Annotated in this window: 21 protein-coding genes and 3 tRNA genes; 13 read left to right on the top strand and 11 right to left on the bottom strand. The window is 68.3% G+C overall.

Annotation, left to right across the window (positions count from 1 at the left end):
• The first annotated feature begins 6 nt into the window (after positions 1–6).
• The 7 genes from phoU (at position 7) to rnt (ending at position 4,713) form a co-directional block, all read left to right on the top strand.
• Positions 7–711: a phosphate signaling complex protein PhoU gene (gene phoU / locus PDM28_RS06635; protein ID WP_102945877.1), complete on the top strand. Its 705-nt coding sequence runs from the start codon at positions 7–9 to the stop codon at positions 709–711.
• A 182-nt stretch (positions 712–893) separates the two neighbouring features.
• On the top strand, positions 894–1,403 hold the full coding sequence (locus PDM28_RS06630) for an RNA polymerase sigma factor (protein ID WP_311184238.1): 510 nt from the start codon (positions 894–896) through the stop codon (positions 1,401–1,403).
• Positions 1,404–1,483: 80 nt separating this feature from the next.
• Entirely contained in the window at positions 1,484–1,828 is a 345-nt protein-coding gene (locus PDM28_RS06625; RefSeq protein WP_102945879.1) for an HvfA family oxazolone/thioamide-modified RiPP metallophore, read from the top strand.
• A complete protein-coding gene (locus tag PDM28_RS06620) occupies positions 1,815–2,699 on the top strand; it encodes an HvfB family MNIO-type RiPP peptide maturase (RefSeq protein WP_311184237.1) in 885 nt (294 codons plus the stop codon). Before PDM28_RS06625 ends, PDM28_RS06620 begins: the two co-directional genes overlap by 14 nt.
• Positions 2,696–3,448, top strand: coding sequence for an HvfC family RiPP maturation protein (locus tag PDM28_RS06615; protein WP_311184236.1), 753 nt, complete (start codon positions 2,696–2,698; stop codon positions 3,446–3,448). Before PDM28_RS06620 ends, PDM28_RS06615 begins: the two co-directional genes overlap by 4 nt.
• 77 nt (positions 3,449–3,525) lie before the next feature.
• Complete coding sequence (locus PDM28_RS06610; RefSeq protein ID WP_311184235.1) at positions 3,526–4,041, top strand: HvfX family Cu-binding RiPP maturation protein; 516 nt, start codon at positions 3,526–3,528, stop codon at positions 4,039–4,041.
• Positions 4,042–4,125: 84 nt separating this feature from the next.
• Positions 4,126–4,713, top strand: a complete 588-nt coding sequence (rnt, locus tag PDM28_RS06605; protein ID WP_311184661.1) for a ribonuclease T — start codon at positions 4,126–4,128, stop codon at positions 4,711–4,713.
• A gap of 105 nt (positions 4,714–4,818) precedes the next feature.
• Here the strand turns inward: rnt and PDM28_RS06600 are convergent, their stop codons facing one another.
• From PDM28_RS06600 to PDM28_RS06590, 3 genes are all read right to left on the bottom strand, one after another.
• Positions 4,819–7,845 carry a two-component regulator propeller domain-containing protein gene (locus PDM28_RS06600; protein WP_311184234.1) on the bottom strand — a complete coding sequence of 1,009 codons (3,027 nt, stop codon included), beginning with the start codon at positions 7,843–7,845 and terminating at the stop codon, positions 4,819–4,821.
• 120 nt (positions 7,846–7,965) lie between these two features.
• Complete coding sequence (locus PDM28_RS06595; RefSeq protein WP_102945883.1) at positions 7,966–9,372, bottom strand: ATP-binding protein; 1,407 nt, start codon at positions 9,370–9,372, stop codon at positions 7,966–7,968.
• Positions 9,369–10,094 carry a response regulator gene (locus PDM28_RS06590; protein WP_070208081.1) on the bottom strand — a complete coding sequence of 242 codons (726 nt, stop codon included), beginning with the start codon at positions 10,092–10,094 and terminating at the stop codon, positions 9,369–9,371. The genes PDM28_RS06595 and PDM28_RS06590 overlap by 4 nt, the downstream gene beginning before the upstream one ends.
• 200 nt (positions 10,095–10,294) lie before the next feature.
• Here PDM28_RS06590 and PDM28_RS06585 point away from each other — a divergent pair, with 200 nt between their 5' ends.
• Genes PDM28_RS06585 through PDM28_RS06575 form a run of 3 tightly spaced genes read left to right on the top strand, consistent with a single transcriptional unit; the run spans position 10,295 to position 14,933 of the window.
• The gene (locus PDM28_RS06585) at positions 10,295–11,533 is read left to right on the top strand and encodes an efflux RND transporter periplasmic adaptor subunit (protein ID WP_253256705.1); all 1,239 of its coding nucleotides are present in this window, start codon (positions 10,295–10,297) and stop codon (positions 11,531–11,533) included.
• Complete coding sequence (locus PDM28_RS06580; RefSeq protein WP_311184233.1) at positions 11,530–13,500, top strand: MacB family efflux pump subunit; 1,971 nt, start codon at positions 11,530–11,532, stop codon at positions 13,498–13,500. The genes PDM28_RS06585 and PDM28_RS06580 overlap by 4 nt, the downstream gene beginning before the upstream one ends.
• Entirely contained in the window at positions 13,497–14,933 is a 1,437-nt protein-coding gene (locus PDM28_RS06575) for an efflux transporter outer membrane subunit (protein ID WP_425507641.1), read from the top strand. Before PDM28_RS06580 ends, PDM28_RS06575 begins: the two co-directional genes overlap by 4 nt.
• A gap of 79 nt (positions 14,934–15,012) precedes the next feature.
• On the opposite strand, the gene rlmB is transcribed toward PDM28_RS06575, so the two are convergent.
• The 3 genes from rlmB to rnr all read right to left on the bottom strand — a co-directional run bounded on the left by rlmB (position 15,013) and on the right by rnr (position 18,818).
• Positions 15,013–15,756, bottom strand: coding sequence for a 23S rRNA (guanosine(2251)-2'-O)-methyltransferase RlmB (rlmB, locus tag PDM28_RS06570; protein ID WP_311184232.1), 744 nt, complete (start codon positions 15,754–15,756; stop codon positions 15,013–15,015).
• Between the two features lie 64 nt (positions 15,757–15,820).
• Positions 15,821–16,294, bottom strand: coding sequence for a GFA family protein (locus PDM28_RS06565; protein ID WP_311184231.1), 474 nt, complete (start codon positions 16,292–16,294; stop codon positions 15,821–15,823).
• Positions 16,295–16,346: 52 nt separating this feature from the next.
• Complete coding sequence (gene rnr, locus PDM28_RS06560) at positions 16,347–18,818, bottom strand: ribonuclease R (RefSeq protein ID WP_311184230.1); 2,472 nt, start codon at positions 18,816–18,818, stop codon at positions 16,347–16,349.
• A 128-nt stretch (positions 18,819–18,946) separates the two neighbouring features.
• Between rnr and PDM28_RS06555 the strand changes: the two genes are divergently transcribed.
• Positions 18,947–19,033: transfer RNA gene (locus tag PDM28_RS06555), tRNA-Leu, on the top strand.
• A gap of 44 nt (positions 19,034–19,077) precedes the next feature.
• Here the strand turns inward: PDM28_RS06555 and PDM28_RS06550 are convergent.
• Entirely contained in the window at positions 19,078–19,764 is a 687-nt protein-coding gene (locus tag PDM28_RS06550) for a glutathione S-transferase family protein (protein ID WP_311184229.1), read from the bottom strand.
• Positions 19,765–19,863: 99 nt separating this feature from the next.
• Between PDM28_RS06550 and PDM28_RS06545 the strand changes: the two genes are divergently transcribed.
• Together PDM28_RS06545 and PDM28_RS06540 are read left to right on the top strand one after the other, a co-directional pair.
• Positions 19,864–19,950, top strand: a tRNA-Leu gene (locus PDM28_RS06545).
• Between the two features lie 131 nt (positions 19,951–20,081).
• A tRNA-Leu gene (locus tag PDM28_RS06540) sits at positions 20,082–20,168 on the top strand.
• Between the two features lie 887 nt (positions 20,169–21,055).
• On the opposite strand, the gene PDM28_RS06535 is transcribed toward PDM28_RS06540, so the two are convergent.
• From PDM28_RS06535 to PDM28_RS06520, 4 genes are read right to left on the bottom strand one after another with little or no spacing between them, the layout of a single operon-like run.
• Positions 21,056–22,642: a DHA2 family efflux MFS transporter permease subunit gene (locus PDM28_RS06535; RefSeq protein ID WP_311184228.1), complete on the bottom strand. Its 1,587-nt coding sequence runs from the start codon at positions 22,640–22,642 to the stop codon at positions 21,056–21,058.
• A gap of 7 nt (positions 22,643–22,649) precedes the next feature.
• Positions 22,650–23,831, bottom strand: coding sequence for a multidrug efflux MFS transporter periplasmic adaptor subunit EmrA (gene emrA / locus PDM28_RS06530; protein ID WP_102946664.1), 1,182 nt, complete (start codon positions 23,829–23,831; stop codon positions 22,650–22,652).
• 10 nt (positions 23,832–23,841) lie between these two features.
• A complete protein-coding gene (locus PDM28_RS06525; RefSeq protein ID WP_102946665.1) occupies positions 23,842–25,335 on the bottom strand; it encodes an efflux transporter outer membrane subunit in 1,494 nt (497 codons plus the stop codon).
• Positions 25,332–25,775, bottom strand: a complete 444-nt coding sequence (locus PDM28_RS06520) for a MarR family winged helix-turn-helix transcriptional regulator (RefSeq protein WP_425507640.1) — start codon at positions 25,773–25,775, stop codon at positions 25,332–25,334. The genes PDM28_RS06525 and PDM28_RS06520 overlap by 4 nt, the downstream gene beginning before the upstream one ends.
• Positions 25,776–25,854: the final 79 nt, after the last annotated feature.

Genomic DNA, 25,854 nt, shown 5'->3' with positions numbered 1-25,854 from the left:
ATCACAATGAACATTCCGAACGACCACATCGTCAAGAGCTACGACGAAGAACAGCAGCGGCTGGTGGCCGAGATCGTGCGCATGGGCGAAATGTCCGTGGCACAGCTGGAAGCGGCGCTGGACGTGATCGAACGCCGCGACGACAACGCCGCGGCACGCATCATTGCCAACGACGAGGCGATCGACAGCCTGGAACAGCAGATCAGCCACGATGTCATGCGCCTGGCGCTGCGTGGCCCGATGGCGCGCGACCTGCGCGAAATCCTGGCCGGCCTGCGCATCCCGGCCGACATCGAACGCATCGGCGACTATGCGGCCAACGTGGCCAAGCGCTCCATCGCCCTCAGCAAGATGCCGCCGTTGCCGCAGATCCAGGGCCTGCGTTCGTTGGGCCGCCTTGCGGCGCAGCAGGTCCGGCGCGCCATTGAGGCCTATCGCGACAATGACGCCGACGGCGCACTCGCCCTGCGCGACGATGACGCGCGCCTGGACGCGCAGTACACCGCGCTGTTCCGCGAGCTGCTGACCTACATGATGGAAGATCCGCGCAACATCACCCCGTGCACCCACCTCCTGTTCATGGCCAAGAACCTGGAGCGCGTGGGCGACCACGCCACCAACATCGCCGAGAACGTGTGGTTCCTGGTGCATGGCGAGCAGGCGCTGCCGCCGCGCGAGAAGCGTGACGAGACCAGCACCGAAAAGCTGTAACCCCGTCGCCGCAAGGCGTCCGGGCGAAGCGAGGGCCGATACTGCGTATCGGCCCTTGTTGTTTTTGTCGCAAACGGACCGCCAGCGCTGAATCGCGCCTGTACCCGTCCATCCACCCGCGCATCCTTCCTGCCCCGGCAGCGCTCTTATCCTGTGCCAGCCCATCAGGATCCCGTTGCCGCATGCAGACCCTCTGCCCGCTCGAACTCAGCGCCGCCCATGCCGGCGACCGCGCCGCGCTCGACCGCGTGCTGCGCCACTCGCGCCAGCACCTGCGTCGCTATGCCGAATACCACTGCGTCATCAACGACGTCGAAGACGCGGTACAGGAAAGCCTGATCACCGTGTCGCGGCGGCTGTGCGACCTGCGCCTGGTGGAGTGCTTCACCTCGTGGGCGTTCCGCATCGTCAAGCGCGAGTGCAACCGGCTCAAGCGCGCGCGGTGCCAGTGGCGGCACGAAGAGCTGCGCGAGGAGATCCTGCCACCCGCGCAGTGCGACGACGTGGCGCTGCGCCGCGACTGCGCCGCCGCGCTGGAATCGCTGCCGGCGCACTATCGCGAAGTGATCCTGCTGCGCGACCTGGAAGGCCTGTCGATCGCCGAACTGGCCGAGCGGCTGGCCATCACCCCCGAAACCATCAAGGCCCGCCTGCACCGCGCCCGCGTCATGGCGCGCGAGTACCTGGCCTGAGCGTCCCCCGCATGCCGGCAAATCCGGCATGCTTCATTGGCACCACCCTGGCCCCCGGGCCTCTACAAGGAGATTTTTCCATGACCCTGTCCACCAAACACGCCTCCCTGCTGGCCTGCGCCGCGCTCGCCGGCGGCCTTGGCCTGGCCGGTACCGCCTCGGCGCTGTCGATGACCGACCTGGCCCAGGGCTACGCCTTGGCTGCGCAGGCCGCGCCCAAGGCCGACGCGAAGGCGGCCGAAGGCAAATGCGGTGAAGGCAAGTGTGGCGCCGAGAAGGCCAAGCAGCACGGCACCGACAAGAAGGCCGCTGAAGGCAAGTGCGGCGAAGGCAAGTGCGGGGCCGACAAGGCCAAGCCTGCGCCTGCGGCAAAGAAGACCGCTGAGGGCAAGTGCGGTGAAGGCAAGTGCGGTGCCGGGCACTGACCCGCGCGCCGGCGTGAGCCCCGTGGTCCTGCCGCCGCTGCCTGCGGCGGCGGTAGGACTGGGCCTGCGCCGCGCCCTGCTCGACGATCTGGAACAGGCGCCGCCGGGCGATATCGACTTCCTCGAATGCGCGCCGGAGAACTGGATCGGACTCGGCGGCGTACCCGGCGAGCGCCTGCAGGGGCTCAGCGCGCGTTACCCGTTGACCTGCCATGGCCTGTCGCTGTCGCTGGGCGGCAGTGCGCCGCTGGACCTGGACTTCGTCGACCGGGTCGGCCGCTTCCTGGACACGCACAAGGTGCGGCTGTACAGCGAGCACCTGAGCTACTGCAGCGACGACGGGCACCTGTACGACCTGCTGCCGCTGCCGTTCACCGACGAAGCGGTGCGCCACACCGCCGCGCGCATCGCGCAGGTGCAGGACCGGCTGGGCCGGCGCATCGCGGTCGAGAACGTCTCGAGCTATCTCACCCCGCACGCGGCGATGAGCGAACTGGACTTCACCGTGGCGGTGCTTGAGGAAGCGGACTGCGACCTGCTGCTGGACGTGAACAATGTGTACGTCAATGCGATCAACCATCGCTTCGACCCGGCAGCCTTCATCGACGGACTACCGGCGTCGCGCGTGGTGTGCCTGCACGTGGCCGGGCACTACGATGAAGCCGACGACCTGAAGATCGATACGCATGGAAGCGCAGTGATCGACCCGGTGTGGGCGTTGCTGGCGCAGGCGCGCGCCCGCTTCGGCCCGCGCCCGGCGCTGCTGGAACGCGACTTCAACTTCCCAACCTACGCGGAACTGCGCGCGGAACTGCAGCAGATGCGGCGCATCCTCCGCGGCGGGGATGCTGCACGCGGGGCGGCCGCATGAGCGGGGTTCTTCGCGACCAGCAGTCCGCCCTTACCCTGCACCTGCGCGACCCACGGGGCCAGCCCGCGCCCGAAGGACTCGAACCGCGTCGGCTGCAGATCTACCGCGATCTGCTGTTCAACAACCTGCGAAGCCTGCTGGGCGGAAGTTTCCCTGTGCTGCTCCAGGTCCTGGACGCCGACGAATGGGATGCGCTGTGCCGGCGCTACTTCATCGAGCACCGCTGCGCCTCGCCGCTGTTTACCGAGGTCGCTGGAGAGTTCGTGCAGTGGCTGCAGCAGCAGCCGTCGCTGCCGCGACCGTTCCTGGCCGAGCTGGCGCATTACGAGTGGGTGGAACTGGCGCTGCAGTCGAGCGAGGCCCGGCCGCTGCCCGCAGGCGGTGCGGGATTCGATCCATGGCAGGACCCCCTCGCCCGTTCGGCGCTGGCGTGGCCGCTGGTCTACGCGTGGCCGGTGCAGCAGATCGGCGCCGGATTCCAGCCCGAGTCCCCACCACCCGAACCCACCTGCCTGCTCGCGCGGCGCGTGGCCGACGGCAGCATCGTGTTTTCGCAGCTCAGCCCGCTGGCCGGTGCCCTGCTGGCGCAACTGGACGACGCCGTGGCACGCAGCGGCGCCGACCACCTGCGGCAGTTGGCCGAGGCCCACGGCCTGGACATCGCCGCGCTCGAACAGCCCGGGCGTGCGCTGCTGACGCAGCTGCAGGCCACCGGGGTGATCGGTCCGGCGCGCCCGACCGGCAGCTGAACCCCGCGCCCGGCGCGCGCATCCAGTGCCGCGTGGCGGACCTCTTGTTGGACTCTTCCTGCTGCCTGGAGTCTCCAATGCCACTGCCCTCCCCCGTTTCCGCACCGCACGCGCGCCTGGGTGCGCTCGACCCCTGGCTGGCACCGCTCGGCCTGCGCCTGCTGCTGGCCTGGGAGTACTTCGAATCGGGACGCGAGAAGCTGCGCGGCACGAACTGGTTCGACAGCGTGCAGGCCGACTTCCCGCTGCCGTTCCGCTGGCTGCCCTCGGCGCTCAACTGGCAGGCCGCCACCTGGCTGGAACTGCTGGGCGGCGCCTGCCTGCTGCTGGGACTGGCCACCCGCACCACATCCGCGCTGCTGATCGGCCTGACCGTGGTGGCCACCGCGACGGTGCACTGGCCGGCCGGGTGGGACTCGCTCGCCACGCTGGCGCAGGGCTATGCGATCAGCGACCAGGGCTACGGCAACTTCAAGCTGCCGGTGCTGTTCATCGCCATGCTGCTGCCGCTGCTGCTGGGCGGGGCCGGTCGACTGAGCATGGATGGCTGGCTGGCCCGGCACCGCAACGGGGCGGTCAGACCGCTCTGCTAAACTGGGCCGATGACTGACGAACTCCCCCAGACCGCCGCTGCCCCGGCGGACGCCGTGGACGTGCCCTCGCTGGGACAGCGCATGATGGCGACCCGCTTCCGTGGCTTCCTGCCGGTGGTGGTGGACGTGGAAACCGGCGGCTTCGACTGCAACCGCAATGCGTTGCTGGAGATCGCCGCAGTGCCGATCGAGATGGACGACAACGGCCTGCTCTACCCGGGGCAGACCGCCAGCGCGCACGTGATCCCGGCCGAAGGGCTGGAGATCGATCCGAAGTCGCTGGAGATCACCGGGATCATCCTCGACCACCCGTTCCGCCTGGCCAAGAGCGAGAAGGACGCGCTGGACCACATCTTCGCGCCGGTACGCGTGGCGATGAAGAAATACGGCTGCCAGCGCGCGATCCTGGTCGGGCACAACGCGCACTTCGACCTGGGCTTCGTCAACGCGGCGGTGAACCGGGTCGGGCACAAGCGCAACCCGTTCCATCCGTTCAGCGTGTTCGACACCGTGACCATGGCCGGTATCGCCTATGGGCAGACCGTGCTGGCCCGCGCGGCGGCCGCCGCTGGTCTGGGGTGGGATGCCAACGAAGCGCACAGCGCGGTGTATGACACCGAGCAGACGGCGAAGCTGTTCTGCACCATCGCCAACGCCTGGCCCCGTCCCTGATCTGGGATTCCGTGGGACACGCATGGCGTGTCGCTACGCGGGTCGGCGGCAATGCGGCGTAGGGACACGCCATGCGTGTCCGCGCGGTGCCGGGCTACCCGGTAATCAACCGATCGCGGTCCGGTCTCTACCTTCGCTCTTGGCGCGGTACAGCGCGCGATCAGCGCGTTGGTAGAGCAGCATCGGGGTGCGGTCGGCGGCGTCCAGCTCGACCAGGCCGGCACTGAAGGTCACCTGCAGGCCGGGCACCCCGGCCCAGTCCGGATGGTCATGGAACAGCCCGCGCAGGCGCGCGCAGACCTGCGCTGCTTCGGCCAGGCGGGTGTCGTTGAGCAGCACGGTGAATTCCTCGCCGCCGGTACGCGCCGGCATGTCCGAATCGCGGCAGGCCGAGGCGATCACCCGCGCCACTTCCACCAGCACCACGTCGCCCACGCTGTGGCTGTGCTGGTCGTTCACGTCCTTGAAGTGGTCGATGTCCAGCACCACCAGGCACAGCGAATGACCGCTGCGCTGCGAGCGGGCGAAGTCGCGCGCCAGCGCTTCGTCGAACGCGCGGCGGTTGGGCAGCCCGGTCAGCGCATCCTCGCGCGCCTGTCGCTCGAACTGCTCGGACTGCCGCGCCAGGCGCTCGGCCAGCTGGGTCTTTTCCTCGTTCAACGCTTGCAGGCTCGCGGTCTGCGCCTGCAGGTCGCGGGTAGCTGCATCCACGCGGCGCGCCAGGCGCACGTTGCTGGCCTTGTAACGTTTGATCAGATAGCGGTACAGCGCCACCAGCCCGGCGAGCAGGAACAAGCCACCGATGAACTGCACGCTGCGCCGTTGCCACAGGAACGGCTCGACGGTGAACGACCACACCGCCTCGCTGCTGCCCCAGGTACCCCCCGGGTGGGCGGCGCCCACGTGCAGCGTGTACTCGCCCGGCGGCAGGCCGATGAATTCCACGCTGCGCTGCTGGCCGCGTTCGATCCAGGCGGTGTCCAGCCCGTCCAGGCGGGTGCGGTAGCGGATCCGCTCGGACATCAGGTAGCTCAGGCCCACGTAACTGATGCTCAGCCGTCGCCCGCCCGGCAGGGTGTTGTGGTTGGCGCCCTGCCAGTGCAGCGGCACGCCGTCGACCAGCACCGTTTCGATCGCCGCCGGCGGTGCCAGCCGCTCACGGAAGCGCTGCAGGCGCAGCGGATCGACCGTGCTCAGGCCACCGGCGGTGACCACCCAGAAGGTGCCGTCCTGGCGCAGGATCGCCGACGGACCGGAGCTGCCGTTGGCCTGCGAGTTGGCCATGCCGTCGATTTCGTTGTAATGCTCGACTTCGATCCGGCGCGTGCGTCCGTCGGCGACGTCGTTGAGCATCGCCATGTCGGTGCGCAGCACGCCGCGGTTGCTGCTGATCCAGACGTTGCCGATGCGGTCGGGCACCAGCTGGAACACGGTGTCCACCGGCATGCCCTGCTCCAGCCCGACCCGGGCCAGTTTGCCGTCCTGGTAGCGGTACAGCCCGCGGTCGCTGCTGATCCACATCGCGTCGCCGATCTGCTGGAAGCCGAACACGCTGCGCCCGCCGCCCAGCGGTGCCAGGTCAATGGCCTGCACGCGGTCGCCACGGAGCACGCGGATGCCTTCGATGGTGCCGATCCACAGGTCGCCTTCCGCGTCATGCGCCAGCGCGGTGATCAGCCCGGTCGGCATGCCCGGCACGTCCGGCACGGTCACGCCGTTGGCGTCCAGCCGGGCCACGCCCTTCTGGGTACCGGCCCAGACCGCGCCGTCGCGGGCCACGCTCATCGCACGGATGTTGCCGCCCGGCAGGCCGTCTTCGGCGCCGTAACGCCGCAGCATGCGGCCCTGGCTGTCCAGGTGCAGGATGCCGTCGCCGAAGGTGCCCACCCACAGTCCGTCCGCCTGGTCCTGCGCCAGGCTCAGTACCGACGGCGTCTTGCCCCCGCTGTTGCGCAGCGGCACCGGCTGGAACCGGCCCTGGCTGTCGCGTCGGTCCAGGCCGCTGGCGCTGCCCACCCACAACTGGCGGCTGCGGTCTTCCAGCACGGTGCGCACGTAATCGCCGCTGAGTCCGTCGCGTTCGGTGAAGCTGCTGAACAGCGTTTCGCGCAGGCGGTACAGGCCGCCATTGGCGCCCACCCAGATGCTGCCTTCGGCGTCCTCGCGCAGGCTGACCACGCGCCCGCCGGGCAGCGACAGTCCCGCAGGCAGGCGCTCCAGGCCGTGCCGCGACAGGCGCAGCAGGCCCTGGTTCTCGGTGCCCAGCCACAGGTCGCCGTGGCGGTCCTGCAGCATCGAGGTGATATGCATGCCCGTGCCCAGGCTGTGCTGCAGCTGCGGCACGCCGTCCTGCATGCGGTAGATGCGTTCGCCGGCGACGATCCACAGCACCCCGTCCGGAGCGCGGTAGGGCCAGACCAGGCCACGGCCCAGGCCGAAGCTTTCCGGCGCCCGGCGCAGCACGCCGTCGGTGCCGCGCACCACCAGGCCATCGAGCGTGCCGACCCAGACCCGGTCCTGCGCGTCGACCACCAGCTTGGTGAAGCTCATCGCCATCGGCACATCGGCCGGCGGACGTTGGTACTCGAAGCGCCCCTCGCGGGTCAGGCTGCCGATGCCGTTGCCTTCGTACAGCAGCCAGAGCCGGCCGTGGCTGTCCATCTGCATGGCCTGGATCAGCACCTGCGGCGCCGGCGGCTGGTGCGGGAACACCTGCCAGCGGCCGTCGGCGCTGCGCCGGGTCACGTTGCCGCGCGAGTCGCTGATCCACAGGCCGCCGTCGCGGTCGACGAACAGCGCGCCGACGCCGTTGTCGCGCAGGCCCGGGCGGGTGCTGCGGTCGAACACGGTGAAATCCAGCCCGTTGTAGCGCACCAGGCCTTCCCAGGTGGCGAACCACAGGTGCCCTTCCGGGGTCTGCGCGATGTCACGCAGCGAGTTGTGCGGCAGGCCGTTGCGCGAGGTCCACACGTCGATGGCGTAGTCGCGCAGCGGCGGCGGACCGTCCTGCGCGGCCAGCGTGCCCGGGAGCGCGGCGAACAGGCACAGCAACGCCAGCGCCAGGCACAGGCGCTGAAGGGTCACTGCTGCTCGTACCGGCCGCCACCGGGTCCAGCGCCCCCCTTGCCTCATCCGCAAGGATCCGGCAGGGAGCTGGAAAGGAAGCCGGCCAGATTGGACGCACTCATGCGGCAAAAGCTGGCGGGGGATGCACATAGTAGGCAAATCTGCGCCGCTTTGCCCGTGCCGCGCTCAGCCGGCGCGGCTGCCGGGCGGGCGCGGCGGTGCCGGCCAGTGCACGATCGCCTCCAGACCTCCCTGCGGGTGGTTGCGCAGGTGCAGGGTGGCGCCGTCCTTCTCGGCCAGCGCGCGGGCGATGGTCAGGCCCAGCCCGGCCCCGCCGGTAGCCCGCGAACGCGAGGTTTCCAGCCGCACGAACGGGTCGAACACGGTCTCCAGCTCGTCCTCGGCCAGGCCGGGGCCCCGGTCGCGGACGCGCACCCGGACCCCCTCGGCACCCTTCTCGACCCGCACCTGGGCGATGCCGCCGTAGCTGATCGCGTTGTCCACCAGGTTCGAGAACAGCCGGTGCATGGCCAGCGGGCGCAGCATCAGCACCGCGCCACTGCGCTGCGCGAACTCCGCCTCTGCGCCGGCTTCCAGCGCATCCTCGACGATGCTCTCCAGCAGCGAATCCAGGTCCAGCGCAGCCCGGGGCTCGGCGCTTTCGGCGCTGCGCGCCAGCTCCAGGCCTTCCCGGATCAGCGCCTGCATCGCGCCGAGGTCGCCGATCAGCCGCTCGCGCAGTGCTTCGTCGCTTACGTTCTCCAGGCGCAGGCGCAGCCGGGTCACCGGGGTCTGCAGGTCGTGCGTGATCGCGGCCAGCATCTGGGTGCGTTCACCGAGGGTGCGCTGCAGGCGCTTCTGCATGGCGTTGAAGGCTTCGGCGGCGCGCCGGACCTCCAGCGGGCCGATGACCTGCAACGGTTCGCGCTGCAGGTCGTCGCCGAGCTCGGCCGCGGCCGACGCCAGCTGCTGCAGCGGCGCACTGGCCATGCGCGCGACCACGTACGCCAGCACCGCGATGGCCAGCACCAGCAGGGTCAGGAACAGCGGGTCGACCTCGAGGATGCCGTTGTGCGCGATGGCCGGCGACTCCAGCGACAGCGACAGCTCGGTACCGTCGCTGAGCGGCAGCTGCACCGCCCGGCACTTGGGCGGAATGAAGGCCGGATCACGCTCATGCGGCGGCTTGCGACGGAGCTGCGACGGCGGCGGCCACAGCTCCTGGGCCTTGGGCAGGCAGGAGCGGAACGAGGTGAAATGCACGGTGGCGTGCGACACCGGACCCGTGCGGTCCTGGAGCAGATCCATCAGCGCCGTGTCTTCGCGACCCAGCCGCGCGCCCTGCGGCAGGCGGCGCACCGCCGGCCCGCCCACCTCCAGCAGCCGGTCGCGCAGCTCTGGGTTGCCGTCGAGCATGTTGACGAAGCCCTGCAGGCGGTCGGCAATGCGGGTGAGGTTCTGGCGTTCGAACTCCTGCTGGCGCTTGGTCCCGGCCAGCATGGTGGCGCCGATCGCGGCCACGCTCATGCCCAGCAGCAGGATCACGAACAGGCGCCCGACCATCGACGCGAAGAAGCGGCGCAGGCGCATCATTCCAGCGTCACCGCCGCCGCCAGCACGTAGCCTTCGTTGCGCACGGTCTTGATCAGGCCGTCGCTGCCGCCGTCACCGGCCAGCTTGTTGCGCAGGCGACTGACCTGCAGGTCGATCGCGCGGTCCTGCGATTCGTAGCTTCGGCCGCTGCTGAGCGACACCAGCTGCTCGCGCGAGAGCACCTTGTTGGCATGCCCCACGAACACCCGCAGCAGGCGGAACTCGGCGCCGGACAGCACCACCACGCGCCCGTCCGGGTCGACCAGGTGGCGGCTTTCCAGGTCGAAGGTCCAGTGCGCGAAGCGCGCACGGCGGATCGCCAGCGGTTCCAGGTTGGCCGGGAGCGCTTCGGTCCGGCGCAGCACGTTGCGGATCCGCGCAAGCAGCTCGCGCGGTTCGAACGGCTTGCCCAGGTAATCGTCGGCGCCCATCTCCAGGCCGAGTACGCGGTCGATCGGCTCGCTGCGCGCGGTGAGCATGATCACCGGCGTGCTCGAGCGCGCGCGCAGGTCGCGGCACAGGGTGAGTCCGTCTTCGCGCGGCAGGTTGAGGTCGAGCACGATCAGGTCCACGTGTTCGCGTTCCAGCACCTGGCGCATGCCCTGGCCATCACTGGCGGTGCTGACCTGGTAGCCGGCGCGACCGAGCTGTTCGGCCAGCAGCTGGCGGATGTCGTTGTCGTCATCGACGATCAGCAGGCGTTGCATCGTTGTGGTCTCCATGCGGCGATGATCCCCTGTCGGGAGCTGAACCGCATCCTCTGGTTTGCGTACGCATGTTTCAGGCACCACGCCCGATACATGCCGACACGTGGCAGCGTGCCACTGTTACCCGGTGTTACACGGCGAGCGTTGAGGCGCCCGTCCACGCTCTTCACAATGCTGACAACGCCGCATGCCGGCCTGTTGAGTTGATCATCATCGTGAAGCCCCGACTGCCTGTTACCCGCCGCGGCCGCGTGCTGCTCGTCATTGCACTGCTCGTGCTGGTCTGCGGCATTGTCGCATGGACCCTGCGCAAGCCGGGCGCGCCGACCCTGGCCACCAGCCCGGTCACCCGGGGCGACCTGGAACAGACGGTCGAAGCCACCGGCGTGATCGACGCCTACAAGCTGGTCAGCGTCGGTGCGCAGGCCTCGGGCCAGATCAAGTCGCTGAAAGTACAGCTGGGTGATACCGTCAAGCAGGGCGACCTGATCGCCGAGATCGACGCCACCACCCAGCGCAACGCGGTGCTCAACGCGCAGGCCGCGCTGGACCAGGTCACCGCGCAGCGGGCGGTACAGCAGGCCACCCTGCGCCAGGCCGAACTCGAGTTCGCCCGGCAGAAGGAAATGCTGGCGGCGGAAGCCACCTCGCGTGCCGAGTTCGACACCGCCGAAGCCCAGCTGAAAACCGCACAGGCCCAGGTCACCTCCTTCGATGCGCAGATCCAGGGCCGACAGACCGAGCTGGGCACGGCCAACGCCAACCTGGCCTACACCCGCATCACCGCGCCGATGGACGGCACCGTGGTGGCGGTGGTGGCCGAAGAAGGTCGCACCGTCAACGCCAACCAGACCGCACCGACCATCGTGATGCTGGCGCGGCTGGACCTGGTGACGGTCAATGCCGAGGTGAGCGAAGCCGACGTGGTCAAGATCAAGGCCGGCATGCCGGTGTACTTCACCACCCTGGGCGACCCGGAGCGCAAGTACCACGCCACGCTGCGCCAGATCAATCCGGCCCCGTCCTCGATCGCCAGCGACAGCTCCAGCAGTTCCAGTTCGTCCAGCTCCAGCGCCAGTTCGGCGGTGTACTACAACGCGCTGTTCGACGTGGAAAATCCGGACGGTACCCTGCGCATCGACATGACCGCGCAGGTCTCGGTGCTGCTCAAGCAGGCCAAGGACGTGCTGATCATCCCGTCGGTGGCACTGGGCCCGAAGACCCGCGACGGCCAGTACGTGGTGCGCGTGGCCGACAAGGACGGCATGCCGCAGCCGCGCAAGGTGAAGATCGGCATCAACACCGGTTCCAGCGCCGAAGTGACCTCGGGCCTGGAGGAAGGCGAAAAAGTGGTGGTCGGCGAAGGAAGCGCCACCCCGGCCGCTGGCAGCGGCAACCGTGGCGGGGCGCAGATGCGCATGGGCGGCCCGGGCATGGGCGGGCCACGCCGATGAAACACGCCCCCACCGGCACGCCGCTGCTGCGGCTGCGCGACCTGCGCCGCGAGTTCCCCGCCGGCGATGAGACCATCGCCGTGCTGCGCGACGTCAACCTGGACATCGCCGCCGGTGAGATGGTGGCCATCGTCGGCCAGTCCGGCTCGGGCAAGTCGACCCTGATGAACATCCTCGGTTGCCTGGACCGACCGACACGCGGCAGCTACCAGGTGGCCGGCCGCGAAACCGGCAGCATGCTGCCGGACGAACTGGCCGAACTACGCCGCGAACATTTCGGTTTCATTTTCCAGCGCTACCACCTGCTCGGCGACCTGGACGCACGCGGCAACGTGGAAGTGCCGGCGGTGTACGCCGGCAGCCCCGGCCCGGTGCGCAGCGCGCGCGCCGAGCAGCTGCTGCAGCGGCTGGGCCTGGGCGACCGCATGCAGCACAAGCCCGGCCAGCTGTCCGGTGGCCAGCAGCAGCGCGTGTCGATCGCGCGGGCGCTGATGAACGGTGGCGAGGTGATCCTGGCCGACGAACCGACCGGCGCGCTGGACACGAAATCCGGCGAGGAAGTGATGGGCATCCTCGGCGAGCTGCATGCCGAGGGCCACACCATCATCATCGTCACCCACGACATGTCGGTGGCCGAACACGCCCAGCGCATCATCGAGATCCGCGACGGCGAGATCATCGCCGACCGCAGCAACGACAAGGCGCCGGCCTACCGCGCCCAGCGCACCCCGACCGTGGCCGCGGCCAAGGGCCACAGCTGGCGCGCCGCGCGCGACCGCTTCACCGAAGCGTTCCGCATGGCGCTGCTGGCGATGAACGCGCATCGCCTGCGCACCTTCCTGACCATGCTCGGCATCATCATCGGCATCGCCTCGGTGGTCTCGGTGGTGGCGATGGGCAATGGCTCGCAGCAGCAGATCCTGCAGAACATCAGCGCGCTGGGCACCAACACCATCGATGTGTACCCCGGGCGGGGCTTCGGCGACATGCGCTCGGCACGGGTGCAGACGCTCAAGGCCAGCGACGCCGACGCACTGGCGCGGCAGAGCTACATCGACAGCGTCACCCCCAGCGTGTCTTCCTCGGTCACCGCGCGCTACCGCAACCAGTCGGCCACCGCGCAGGTCAGCGGCGTGGGCGAGCAGTTCTTCCGGGTCAAGGGTGTGACCCTGAGCGCGGGCAGCTTCTTCGACGCCGACGCGGTGAAGGGGCTGGGCCAGGTGGCAGTGATCGATGAAAACACCCGCACCCAGTTCTTCCCCAACGGCGCCGACCCGGTCGGCCAGGTGATCCTGCTCGGCAACGTGCCGGTGCGGGTGATCGGCGTGGCCCAGCGCCAGAGCATGGGCTTTGGCAGCAGCACCAGCCTGTCGATCTGGGTGCCCTACACCACCGTGATGTCACGCATGCTCGGCCAGAGCCATGTCTCCAGCATCACCGTGCGCGTGGACGATGACACCCCCATGGATGCGGCGCAGGCGGCGATCTCCAAGCTGCTGGTCATGCGCCATGGCACCGAGGATTTCTTCCTTAGCAACAGCGCCGAGATCCGCGACACCATCGAGCAGACCACGCGCACCATGACCCTGCTGATCAGCGCGATCGCGGCGATCGCGCTGCTGGTCGGCGGAATCGGCGTGATGAACATCATGCTGGTGTCGGTGACCGAGCGCACCCGCGAGATCGGCGTGCGCATGGCGGTGGGCGCGAGACAGAGCGACATCCGCCAGCAGTTCCTGATCGAAGCGGTGCTGGTGTGCCTGCTCGGCGGGCTGCTCGGCGTAGGCCTGTCGCTGGTGGTGGGCTGGGTGTTCGACACCTTCGCCCCCGATTTCAGGATGCTGTTCTCCACCGCTTCGATCGTGGCCGCGTTCGCGTGTTCCAGCCTGATCGGCGTGGCGTTCGGCTTCCTTCCGGCACGCAATGCGGCCCAACTCGATCCCGTGGAGGCGCTGGCGCGCGAATGAAGATGGCATCCCTGTTCAAGTCTATTCCTGCCCTGCGCCCACTGGCGCTGGCCTGCACCACTGCCGTGATGCTGTCGGCCTGCGTCAGCACCGGGCAGTACAAGGTAAACGCTCCCAGCGTGCCGGCCGTCTATGGTCGTGGCGATGCGCAGCTCAATGCACCGGCCACGGTGTCGAACCCAGCGCCGACGTTGCAGGCCGACGTACGCGATGATGCATGGTGGACCGGCTTCGGCGACCCGCGCCTGGACCGGGTGATCGACCGGGCGCTGCAGGCCAACACCGACCTGGCCTCGGCGGGCTTGGCGGTGCAGCGTGCGCGCCTGCAGGCCGGGCTATCCGAGAACGCATTGTGGCCGCAGCCTTCGGGCAGCGTCAGCAGCAATGGCAACCGCGCCATCGACCAGAACGCGGACTGGAATCGCAGCAGTTCGGCAGGCGTGTCGCTGCAGTGGGAGATCGACCTGTGGGGGCGCCTGCGCGCGCAGCGCGACATCGCCCAGTGGGAGGCGCAGGCCAGCGAAGAGGACCTGCAGAACACCGCGCTGCTGGTGATCAGCGACGTGGCCACCCAGTACTGGACGCTGGCCTACCTCAACCAGTCGATCAGCGCCGGCCAGGCCAACCTGGATCGGCTGCAGCGCACGCAGGAGCTGGTCCAGGCGCGCTTCGACGCCGGCGCGGTGTCGCGACTGGAAGTGCGCCAGGCGACCCAGCAGCTGGAGGCGCAGCGGGCCGCGCAGAGCGCGCTGGAGCAGCAGCGCGTGGCCAGCCGCAATGCGCTGACCGTGCTGCTGGACGGGCAGCCGTGGCCGCAGGCCGACGAACCGCAGGTGCTGGACATCGCGGCCACGCCGGTGATTGCCGAGGGATTGCCGGCCGACCTGCTCGGCCGTCGCCCGGACCTGCGCGCGGCCGAGCTGCGGCTGCGCAACAGCCTGAAGAACATCAAGGTGACCGCGACCAGCTATTACCCGGCGCTGAGTTTGACCGGTGGGGTCGGCACGGGAGGGACCACGTTGTCGGACGTGTTGAAGAACCCGGTGGCGTCACTGGGCGCGGGATTGTCGCTGCCGTTCCTGAACATCCGACAGGCGCAGCTGGATACGAAGATTGCCGGCACCGACTACCAGATCGCGGCGAACACCTTCCGGCGCACGTTGTACACGGCGCTGTCTGAAGTGGACAACGCGCTGTCGGCGCGCACCCAGTTCGCCACGCAGGTGGCGGCGTCACAGGCGTCGTATGACGAAGCGGTGGAAATCGAGCGGATGTACGAGGTCCGTTACCGGGTGGGCGCCACGGATCTGCGCACCTGGCTGGAAGCGCAGCAGACGCGTCGCGACGCGGAGTTGTCGCTGGCTGCGGTGAAGCAGAAGCTGCTGGTGAACGATGTGACGTTGTTCAAGGCGTTGGGGGGAAGCGCGGGGTGACCCCCGCGCGCGGGCGGTTGCACCGCCCGAATGCCATCCGACCAACGGTCGGCTGCTACCGCCTGTTTCAAGCGCCGCGTCAGCTGCGCTGACGCACCGCTTCAAACAGGCTTACACCCGCAGCGACCGAGACATTCAGGCTCTCGATATCCCCGGGCATCGGAATCTTCACCAACCCGTCGCAGTTCTCACGGGTCAACCGTCGCATGCCATCAGCTTCCCCACCCAGCACCAGCGCAACGTTGCCCTTCAGGTCGATCGAATACAGCGAGGTGGTGGCCTCACCGGCCAGCCCATAGATCCACACGCCCTGCTTCTGCAGATCCTTCAGGCAGCGCGACAGGTTGGTCACCGCCACCACCGGAATGCGGTCGGCGGCGCCGGCCGAGGTCTTGCGCACGGTGGCATTCACCGTGGCCGACTTGTCCTTCGGAATGATCACCGCCGTAGCCCCAGCGGCGGCCGCGCTGCGCAGGCAGGCGCCCAGGTTGTGCGGGTCCTGGACCTCGTCGAGCACCAGCAGCAGCGCCTTGCCCTCGGCGGCGGTGACCAGCCCTTCCAGCTCGTTCTCACCGTAGGTGCGCGCGGCCTGGTAGCGCGCGGCCACGCCCTGGTGGCGCACCGAGCCGCCCACGCCGTCCAGCGCCTGGGTGTTGACCTTGCGCACGTCGATGCCCTTTCGGCGCGCGTTCTCTTCGATTTCGATCAGCCGCGGGTTCTTCGCGCTGGCCTCGATGAGCACTTCGCGGACGTTATCGGCATCGTTCTCGATCGAGGAAGCGACGGCGTTGACGCCGACGATCCACTGGCTTTGCTTGCTCATTGCGGGGGCGGGACCGGTACAGGGGGTGGTAATGGTAGAGCATCGGGAGGCCGGGCGCCCGGGATCACCGGGGTGGCCAGCGCTCGGTGTCGCGGTCGGGGTGCTGGTGGGAGACCAGGCTGCGCAGGCGCTCGGCGTCCGGGTCGTCCTCCTGCAGGATCACCGGCAGGCCGCCCAGCTGGTCCACGAACGGCAGCTTGGACTCGGTCCCGTACTGGACGGTCGGCGGCAGCCGGCTGGGGTCGTCGAAGGCCCCGGCCGCCACGGCCATGCCGTCCTCGCCTTCATAGGTCAGCGGGGTCCCGCAGTCGGCGCAGAAGCCCCGGCGGAAATGGTTGGAGGACTGGAACCGGCGCGGTTCACCCCGGGTCCAGCGGAAATCGGCGCCGCGCACCGACACCAGCGGTGCGTAATAGGCGCCGAAGGCCTTCTGGCACATCCGGCAGTGGCAGATCGAGCGGTCGGGCAGCGCGCCACGGACGTGGAAGCGGATCGCCCCACATTGGCAGCCACCGGAGAATTCGGGAACCGGGTTCATGTGGGGACTCCGTTTCGGGTCAGCGGGGAGCCGGCCAGCGGCCGGCACTACCTCAATACTTCTGTTTCTGCCTTTTTGCGGGTTGGCCTCGGGGCGGCAGGGTCGGCTCCTGCTCTTCCTTGTCTTCGACCAGGCGGAAGTCGATCTTGCGCTCTTCCATGCTGGCCTTGAGCACCAGGATCCGCACGCGGTCGCCCAGGCGGTAGCTCTTGCCCCGGCGCTCGCCGCTCAGCGTCTTGCGGGTGGCGTCGAACTGGTAATAGTCGTGCGGCAGCTGGGTGACATGGACCAGGCCGTTGACCTTGGACTCGTCCAGTTCGACGAACAGGCCGAAACTGGTCACGCCGCTGATCACGCCGTCGAACTCGCCGCCCACGTGCTTTTCCATCCACGCGGCGCGGTAACGCTCGTCCACTTCACGCTCGGCCTCGTCGGCCCGGCGCTCGCGTTCGGAGCACTGCAGCGCCAGCGCGGCCATTTCGCGCTGGGTGTAGGTGAACTTGTCCAGCGGCTTGCCGCTCAGCGCATGCTTGATCGCACGGTGCACGAGCAGGTCGGGATAGCGGCGGATCGGCGAGGTGAAGTGCGCGTAAGCGTCCAGCGCCAGGCCGAAGTGGCCCTGGTTGTCCGGCGAATACACCGCCAGGCTCTGGCTGCGCAGCAGCACCGACTCCAGCAGGGCGGCGTCGGGGCGCTCGCGCACCTTCTTGAGCAGCTTGGTGTAGTCGCCCGGCTGCACCTTGGACCACGGCGGCAGGCTCAGCTTGAATTCCTTCAGGAACTCCAGCAGGTCGTCGTACTTCGCTTCCGGCGGCTTTGCGTGGTCGCGGAACGGGGCCGGCATGTGCTTGCTGAGCAGGTAGCGCGCAGCCTGCACGTTGGCGGCGATCATGCACTCTTCGATCAGCTTGTGCGCGTCATTGCGCACCATCATGCCGGCCTGGGTGACCTCACCGGTGTTGTCGAGCACGAAGCGCACTTCGGACGACTCGAACTCGATCGCACCGCGCTTGGTGCGGGCCTTGGCCAGCACCTTGTACAGCTGGTGCAGGCGCTCAACCTGGGGCAGCACGGCCTCGATCTGCTTGCGCGCGGCCGGGTCGTTCTCGCCCACCGCCTGCCAGACCTGGTTGTAGGTCAGGCGCGCGTGCGAATTCATCACTGCTTCGTAGAAGCGGGCATGCGCCACTTCACCGTCGCGCCCGACCTGCATGTCGCAGACGAAGCACATGCGGTCGACCTTGGGCATCAGCGAGCAGATGCCGTTGGACAGGGTCTCGGGCAGCATCGGCACCACGAAGCCGGGGAAGTACACCGAGGTGGCGCGCTTCTGTGCTTCGTCGTCGAGCGGCGTGCCGGGACGGACGTAGTTGGAGACGTCGGCGATGGCCACCACCAGGCGGAAGCCTTCGGCGTTGGGTTCGCAGTAGACGGCGTCGTCGAAGTCCTTGGCGTCTTCCCCGTCGATGGTGACCAGCGGCGTGCTGCGCAGGTCCACGCGGTTGCCGATCATCTGCGGCTCGACCTGCATCGGCACGGCGGCGGCTTCGTCGAGCACGGCCTGCGGGAACTCGAACGGCAGCTCATGGCCGTGGATCGCGGTTTCGACGATCAGCGAGGCGGTGAGCTTGTCGCCGAGCACGGCGATGATGCGGCCGATCGGCGGGCGCCGGGAGTCCGGCGGCTGGGTGATTTCGCACACCACGAGCTGCCCGTCGCGGGCGTCGCCGGTCTGGTCGGGCGGGATCTGCACGTTGCGCTGGATGCGCTTGTCGTCGGGCACCACGTAGTTGATGCCGAACTCGACGCTGAAGCGCCCGATCATGCGGGTCATGCCGCGCTCGAGCACGCGCGCGATGCTGCCTTCGCGGCGGCCGCGGCGGTCGATGCCGGTGACGTTGGCGAGCACGCGGTCGCCGTGCATGACCTTGCGCATTTCATACGGGGCCAGGAACAGGTCGTCGCCGCCTTCGACCGGGCGCAGGAAGCCGAACCCTTCGGGGTTGGCGATCACCACGCCGGTGATCAGGTTGGTGGCCTGGACCGGGGCGAAGCCGCCGCGGCGGTTCTGCACCAGCTGGCCGTCACGGACCATGGTGCCCAGGCGCTTGCCGAGCGCGTCGGCCCGGTCGGGTTCGGTCAGGCCGAGCTGGACGGCGACCTCTTCATGGGTCTGCGGGCCGTCGCAGCGGTCGAGCAGCTGCAGGATGGCTTCGCGGCTGGCGATGGGCTGGGCATAGCGTTCAGCTTCGCGGGCCGCATAGGGGTCGTCCACCGGGCTGCCGGCAGGCATCGGGTGCGGATTGCGACGGGTCGGGACCGGTGCGCCGTGGTCCGGCCGGGGGCCGCTGCGCTTGCCGCCACGGGGCGGCGCGGGGGTGTTCATGGACTCGGGCATCCAGGGCGGCAGCTTCTTGCCAGACTTGGCAGCGCCAGCGCGGGGCTTGCCCGACGGACCGGCGGCCTGCTTCGGCGCCGGAGACTTGGGGGCTTTCGCGCCCCGGGTCGGTTTCTTTGTTTTCATCGACCTCCATGGTACCGCGTGGCGGTGTGCAGAATGGGTCATTGGCGACCCCCATGCAGGAATGTGAAGAAATTTAACAAAAGCGTTGACAACCTTCGCGGACATGCCCACAATTCGCCCCCTGAGTCGCCCAGGTGGCGGAATTGGTAGACGCACTAGCTTCAGGTGCTAGCGGGGGCAACTTCGTGGAGGTTCGAGTCCTCTCCTGGGCACCACGACTCGGTAAATGATCAAACCCGCGAAAGCGGGTTTTTTCGTTTCAGGCGTCCGGCATGTAGAACCGCGACGCCAACCCCGCCCTGCCGGGGAAATACTTGAACCAGGGCCGAGCCGCGTCAACAACCGCCGCCACCGATGGGTGCGCCATCAGACGTTCGAAGTAGGCGAGCAGATGTCGTTCGGTGTCCGGCACCGGCACATAGGCGATGGCATAGAACAGCGCGGGTGAAGCGGCGCAGTCGGCCATGCTGAAGTCTTCGCCGGCCAGCCAGGTGCGACCCTCGAGCTGGCGGTTGAGCGCGGCGTAGCTTCTGAGCAGCAGTGCGCGTGCGGCTGCGGCGCTTTCTTCGCTGCGGCGTTCTTCCGGCTTGAGCAGTTCCGCGGTGAGCGCCTGCATGGGGGTCATGAGGTAAAAGTCGCAGAAGCGGTCCCAGAAGCGGACGGCGAGTGCGGCGTCGGGGTCGAGTGGAATCAGGCGCGCGCCGTCGGTGGCGTGGTGCTGCTGCAGGTACTCGATGATGATGCTGGTCTCGGCCACTGCCCTGCCCTGGTCGACCAGCAGGGGCATCTTGCCGGCGGGGGAGCGGGCATCGAGCGCTTCGCGCTGTGCGGGGTCGCCGAGGTTCAGGAGCTGCTGGTCGAGCGCAACGCCAAGCGCATGGGCGGCGATCACCACCTTCTGGCAGCACGACGAGAGCGGGTGGGCGTGCAGGATCGGCAATGCCATGGAACCTCCAGACCATCGGTGTCGGCCGAGTATGCCTATCGCCGCTGCAGAATGCGTTGACAGACCTTGGGGCGATCCGCATAATTCGCCCCCTGAGTCGCCCAGGTGGCGGAATTGGTAGACGCACTAGCTTCAGGTGCTAGCGGGGGCAACTTCGTGGAGGTTCGAGTCCTCTCCTGGGCACCACGACTCGGTAAATGATCAAACCCGCGAAAGCGGGTTTTTTCGTTTCTGCGCCATGCCCGTCGCGAACGATTTTTTCTGCGACATGCTGTTGACACATTCGCCGTTCTCCCGCAGAATTCTCCTCCTGAGTCGCCCAGGTGGCGGAATTGGTAGACGCACTAGCTTCAGGTGCTAGCGGGGGCAACTTCGTGGAGGTTCGAGTCCTCTCCTGGGCACCACGACTCGGTAAATGATCAAACCCGCGAAAGCGGGTTTTTTCGTTTCCGGGGTTTGCCGCACGCGTAACCCTCTGTAGTGCCGGCCGCCGGCCGGCTCCTCCAATTGCATGCGATCCCGGTGGTCGGATTGCACACCTCGCGTAGAGCTGGGCTCTGCCCAGCTCGCTGTTGGATTCAGGCGAACAGCTCGGGGCTGCGTGGTTTCCCTGGCCTGGGCCGCCCGGTGCCGGTTTGCGGGGTCGCCGCAAGTACGTCCGTGTAGGCTACGCGGACGCCATCCATGGCGCCGAGTCCCCCGCAAACCGACCCCGGGCGACCCTTTGACAGTTGGCCGGTGGCCTGGGGAGACGCCGATGTCGGCCGCTGGCCGACGCATTGACTCGTTCAATGCTCATGCGTCACCGGACGTTGGTTTGTTCACAGCGGTTGTTTGGGAACCAACCCTACCGCCCGAAGCGAACCAGTCGCGTAGTGACACGCCATGCGTGTCCACCGTAGACCATCAGCCCACGCATTCGTGTCGACCAACGGTCGGCACAACGGCTCTTCCCATGGCCTCCGACGCACTGTCGAAGGGTCGGCGGGGGTGGGTTTGAGGGGGCACGAGCCGCATGGATGCGGCGATGAGCTTACATGGACGTACTTGCAGCGTCCCCCACAAACCCGCACCCGACGGCCCTGACCAGGGGAACCGCGCAGACCCGAGCTGTTCGCCTGAATCCAACAGCGAGCTGGGCAGAGCCCAGCTCTCCGAGATCTCATGCAATCCGTGGAGCCGGCCGGCGGCCGGCACTACGCGGCGTCTCGCCACGCATGAAACGTCGCGGCGCGCACAAAAGAAAAGCCCCGCATTTCTGCGGGGCTTTCGTATGCACCGATGCGCGCGGTCAGTGACCACCAGCCGACGCCGCACCGGCGCCTGCGCCGAATGGCGGCTTGGCCAGCCACAGGAAGGCGATGATCGCCAGGAACACCCAGCCCAGCAGGAAGAAGATGTCGTTGAAGCCCATCTGCGATGCCTGGTGGTTGATCATGTTGTTCAACGCCGCCGCACCATGCTGCAGGTCGCCCTGCCCCATTGCCGCCACCTTTTCCTGCATGCCCGGCGTGTACACCGAAATGCTTTCGGTCAGGTGCGCGTGGTGCTCCTGCGTGCGGTGTGCCCACAGCCACGTCGTCAGCGACGCCGCGAAACTGCCGCCCAGCGTACGCAGGAACGTCGCCAGGCCCGAACCCGCCGCAATCTCGCGACCGTCCAGGTCCGACAGCAGGATCTGCAGCACCGGCATGAAGAACAATGCCACGCCAATGCCCATGATCAGCTGCACCCCCGCCACGTGCGTGAAGTCCACCTGCAGGTTGAAACCCGAGCGCATGAAACTGGTGAACGACAGGAACACGAACGCGATCGACGCGATCCAGCGCATGTCGAAGCGCGACGCATACTTGCCCACGAACGGCGTCATGATCACCGGCAGGATACCGATCGGCGCCGTTGCCAGCCCCGCCCAGATCGCCGTATAGCCCATGTCGCGCTGCAACCACTGCGGGATCAGCAGCGACACACTGAAGAATGCCGCGTACGCCACCACCATCGCCAGCGTGCCCGCCCGGAAATTCCGATGCCGGAACAACCGCAGGTCCACGATCGGATCCTTGTCGGTCAGCTCCCAGATCAGGAACACCGCCAGCGCCACCACCGACACACAGGCCAGCGCCACGATCATCGGCGAACTGAACCAGTCCTCATCGTTGCCCAGGTCCAGCACCAGCTGCAGCGCACCCACGCCGATCACCAGCGTGATCAGGCCCACGTAGTCCATCTTCGGCTTTTCGATGTGCTCCGGGCGCCCCTTCAACTGGTTGCCCACCACCAACGCCGCGAAAATGCCCAGTGGCACGTTGATCAGGAAGATCCATTCCCAACTGTAGTTGTCCGTGATCCAGCCGCCCAGGATCGGACCGCAGATCGGCGCCACCACCGTGATCATCGCCAGCAGCGCCAGCGCCTGCCCGCGTTTCTCGCGTGGGTAGATCGATACCAGCAGCGACTGCGTGATCGGGTACATCGGCCCCGCCACGAACCCCTGCAGCGCACGCGACACCACCAGCATGCCCATGCTCTGCGCCAGGCCACACAACAGCGACGCCACCACGAACGACAGCGTCGCCCAGATGAACAGCTTGGTCTCGCCGAACCGGCGGCTCAGCCAACCGGTGAGCGGCAGCGCGATCGCCGTACTGACCGCGAACGAGGTAATGACCCAGGTCGCCTGCTGCGAACTGGCGCCCAGGTTGCCGGCGATGGTCGGCAGCGAAACGTTGGCGATGGTGGTGTCGAGCACCTGCATGAACGAGGCCATGGCCAGGCCAGCAGTACACAGCGCGACATTGGCCGGCCGGAACGCGCCGGTCGCACCTGGCGCCGACGGCGCACCCGGAACACCGGGTGCGGCGGGAGCTTGTGCGGACATGATGGCCTCAGCTTGCCTTCGCCTGGCGCGGCAGGTTGTCCTGGATGATCTCGTGGATCACCTCGTCGGCGTTGTGCAGCTGCGTGGCGTACACGTCGGTGTCGAACACCTGGCCCTTCGCCGGCGCGGTCGGCAGCACCGTGCCCTTCTGGTCGCGCAGGCTCACCTCGGCCTTCATCGACAGACCGATGCGCAGCGGATTGTCGGCCAGCTGCTTCGCATCGATGGCGATGCGCACCGGCACGCGCTGCACGATCTTGATCCAGTTGCCGCTCGCGTTCTGCGCCGGCAGCAGCGAGAACGCCGAACCGGTGCCCAGGCCCAGGCTGTCGATGCGGCCCTTGTACTTCACCTCACCGCCGTACAGGTCCGAGCGCAGCTCCACTTCCTGGCCCAGGCGCATGTGGCGCAGCTGGGTTTCCTTGAAGTTCGCTTCCACCCACATCTGCTCGGTCGGCACCACCGCCATCAGAGCATTGCCCGGCTGCACGCGCTGGCCAACCTGCACCGAACGACGCGCCACGTAGCCGCTGACTGGCGCCACGATGCCCGCGCGGGCATTGTTGAGGTACGCCTGGCGCAGCTGCGCCGCGGCCGCCTGCACGTCCGGCTGGGTGGCAATCACGGTGTCGTCGACCAGCGCATTGTTGCGCTCGAACGACTCGCGCGACCCGGCCACGGCCGCTTCGGCCGCCGCCAGCTCGTTGCGCGCATGCGCCAGCTCTTCATCGGAAATCGCGCCCGTTGCGGCCAGGCCCTTGCGGCGGGCGAAGTCTTCGCGCACGCGGTTCAGGGTGACCTGGCGCGCGCTCAGTTCGGCCTGCGCACCTTCCACGCTGCGGTACAGACCGCGGGTCTGGCGCACGGTCTTGGCCAGGTTGGCGCGGGCCTGCTGCAGCGCTACGTCGGTGTCGGCCGGGTCCAGCTGCACCAACAGCTGGCCGCGCTCCACGCGCATGCCGTCGTCAGCGTTGATCGCCACCACCGTACCGGTGATCAGCGGGGTGATCTGCACCTGGTTGCCCTGCACGTAGGCGTCGTCGGTTTCTTCGAACCAGCGGCCGAACATGAAGTACCACAGCGCGGCCGCCGCGATCAGCAGCACCACGATGGCCAGCAGGCCACGCAGCAGCTTGCCGCGACGGGAAGGAGCTGCCGGGGCGGCAGCGGGAGCGGATGTCTGGCTCATGGAAGGACTCTCAGGAATGCGTGGATTCGGGGGCGGTGGCGAGCGTGGCGGTGTCGCCGGACGGGGTGAACCCGCCGCCGAGTGCCTGGCTCAGCCGGACCGAAACAAGGATCTGACGCGACTGCAGCGCGGCCAGCTGCTGCTGCGACTGCAGCAGCTGCGCCTCCACGCTGAGCACGTCCAGGTAGCTGCCGACGCCGGCCTTGTAGCGCTGCTGCGCCAGGTCGTGCGCCGCGCGCGCGGTGTCCACGGCCTGCGCCTGCGACGCGGCCTGTTCGGCCAGCGAGCGCACGGCGTTGACCTGGTCGGCCACTTCGCGCAGTGCGTCGACCACCGACTGGTTGTAGTTGGCCACGGCCAGGTCGTACTGCGCGTCGGTCTTGTCCAGGTTGGCGCGCAGGCGGCCACCGTCGAAGATCGGCAGGCTCAGCGCCGGCGCGATGAAGGCGAAGGTCGAACCGCTCTTGAGCAGCTGGTCGACCTCACCGGCCACCACGCCGCCGAGGGCAGTGAGGTTGAGGCTGGGATAGAACTTCGCCTTGGACGCGTCGATCTCGCGACCGGCCGCTTCCACCCGCCAGCGCGCCGCCACGATGTCCGGGCGACGGCCCAGCAGTTCGCTCGGCAACACGCTCGGCAACTGCAGGGCCAGCGGATTCAGCGGCTGCGGGCGTTCGATCTTCAGGCCGCGGTCCGGGCCCTGCCCGACCAGCGCGGCCAGCGCGGTGCGCGCGTCGTCGATCTGCTGCTGCGCGGCCTGCAGCTGCTGCTGCGCAACCGGAATGCGGGCTTCGGCCTGGCGGGTCTGCAGGTCGCTGTCGATGCCGGCCGCGCGACGCTGGCGGACCAGGGTCAGGGTCTTCTGCGAGCGGTCCAGCTCTTCGCTGGCCACGTCGTGCAGGCGCCAGGCGTAGCCCAGCTGCGCGTAGGCTTCGGCAATGCCGGCCGAGAGGTTCAGGCGCGCGGCCTGCGCGTCGACCGCTGCGGCATGGCCGCTGTCCACGGCGGCTTCCCAGGCAGCACGCTTGCCGCCCCACAGGTCCACGCCGTAGCTCACGCTCACGTAGGCCTGGCCGCTGCCGGCATAGCTGCCGCCCAGCTCGTCACCGACCATCGATTCGGGCAGGCGCACGCCGGTATAGCCACCCGACGCATTGACGCTGGGCAGCCGGTCCGCATGCGCGGTGCCGATCTGCGCGCGGGCCTGGCGCAGGCGCGCGTCGGCCGCGTCCAGCCCCGGGTTGTGCTGCAGGCCTTCGGCGATCAGGGCGTCCAGCTGCGGATCGTTGAGGGCGCGCCACCAGTCGGTGGCCGGCCACGCGGCCGGGCTCAGCGGGTGGCCGGCCAGGGTGCGCTGGGCCTGCAGGCTGTCGGCGTCGAGCAGCTTGCCGTGCGGTTCCAGGCCACCGGTGCTGGCACAGGCGGCGAGCGCAAGGGCCAGGACGGACAGCAGCACCGGCCGCAGCGGGCGCAGCGATGAAGTGCGATCAGTAATAGGAGTCATGGCGTAGTGAGGGAGTCACGGACACGGGTCAACAGGGAAAGCAGCTGGGCGCGCTCGTCGGCGGACAGGTCGCGCATGGCGTCGTCCATCACGGTGTCGCCGCGCCGCTGGAGCCGGGCCCACAGTTCGCGGCCCTGCTCGGTCAGTACGATCTGCAGCGCACGCCGGTCCTGCGCATGCGGTTCACGGCGCACGCAGCCAATGGCCTCCAGCTTGTCCAGCAGGCGGGTCACCGCGCTGGGCACCTGGTCCAGGGCCTGGGCCAGCTCGTTGGCGGTACACGGCGCGCGGAACGACAGCACCTTCAGGCCCAGGTAGTGGGTGAAGCCGATATCGAGGTTTTCCTCGGCCATGGACACGTCCAGCTCGCGCATCAGGCCATCGCGGACCTGGCGCAGCAGCAGTCCCAGACTGGGCGGGGTTTCGGGGCAGATCATCATGGGGAGGCACTTTACTTCCGAAAAATATATTTCTCAATGGAAATATTCGATCTGGAAGCAAATGCAGTGTTGCCCCATT

The sequence above is a fragment of the Stenotrophomonas aracearum genome, assembly GCF_031834615.1.
In the GTDB taxonomy this organism is placed as follows: Bacteria; Pseudomonadota; Gammaproteobacteria; order Xanthomonadales; family Xanthomonadaceae; genus Stenotrophomonas; species Stenotrophomonas aracearum.
This window is presented reverse-complemented; position numbering and strand designations above follow the sequence as displayed.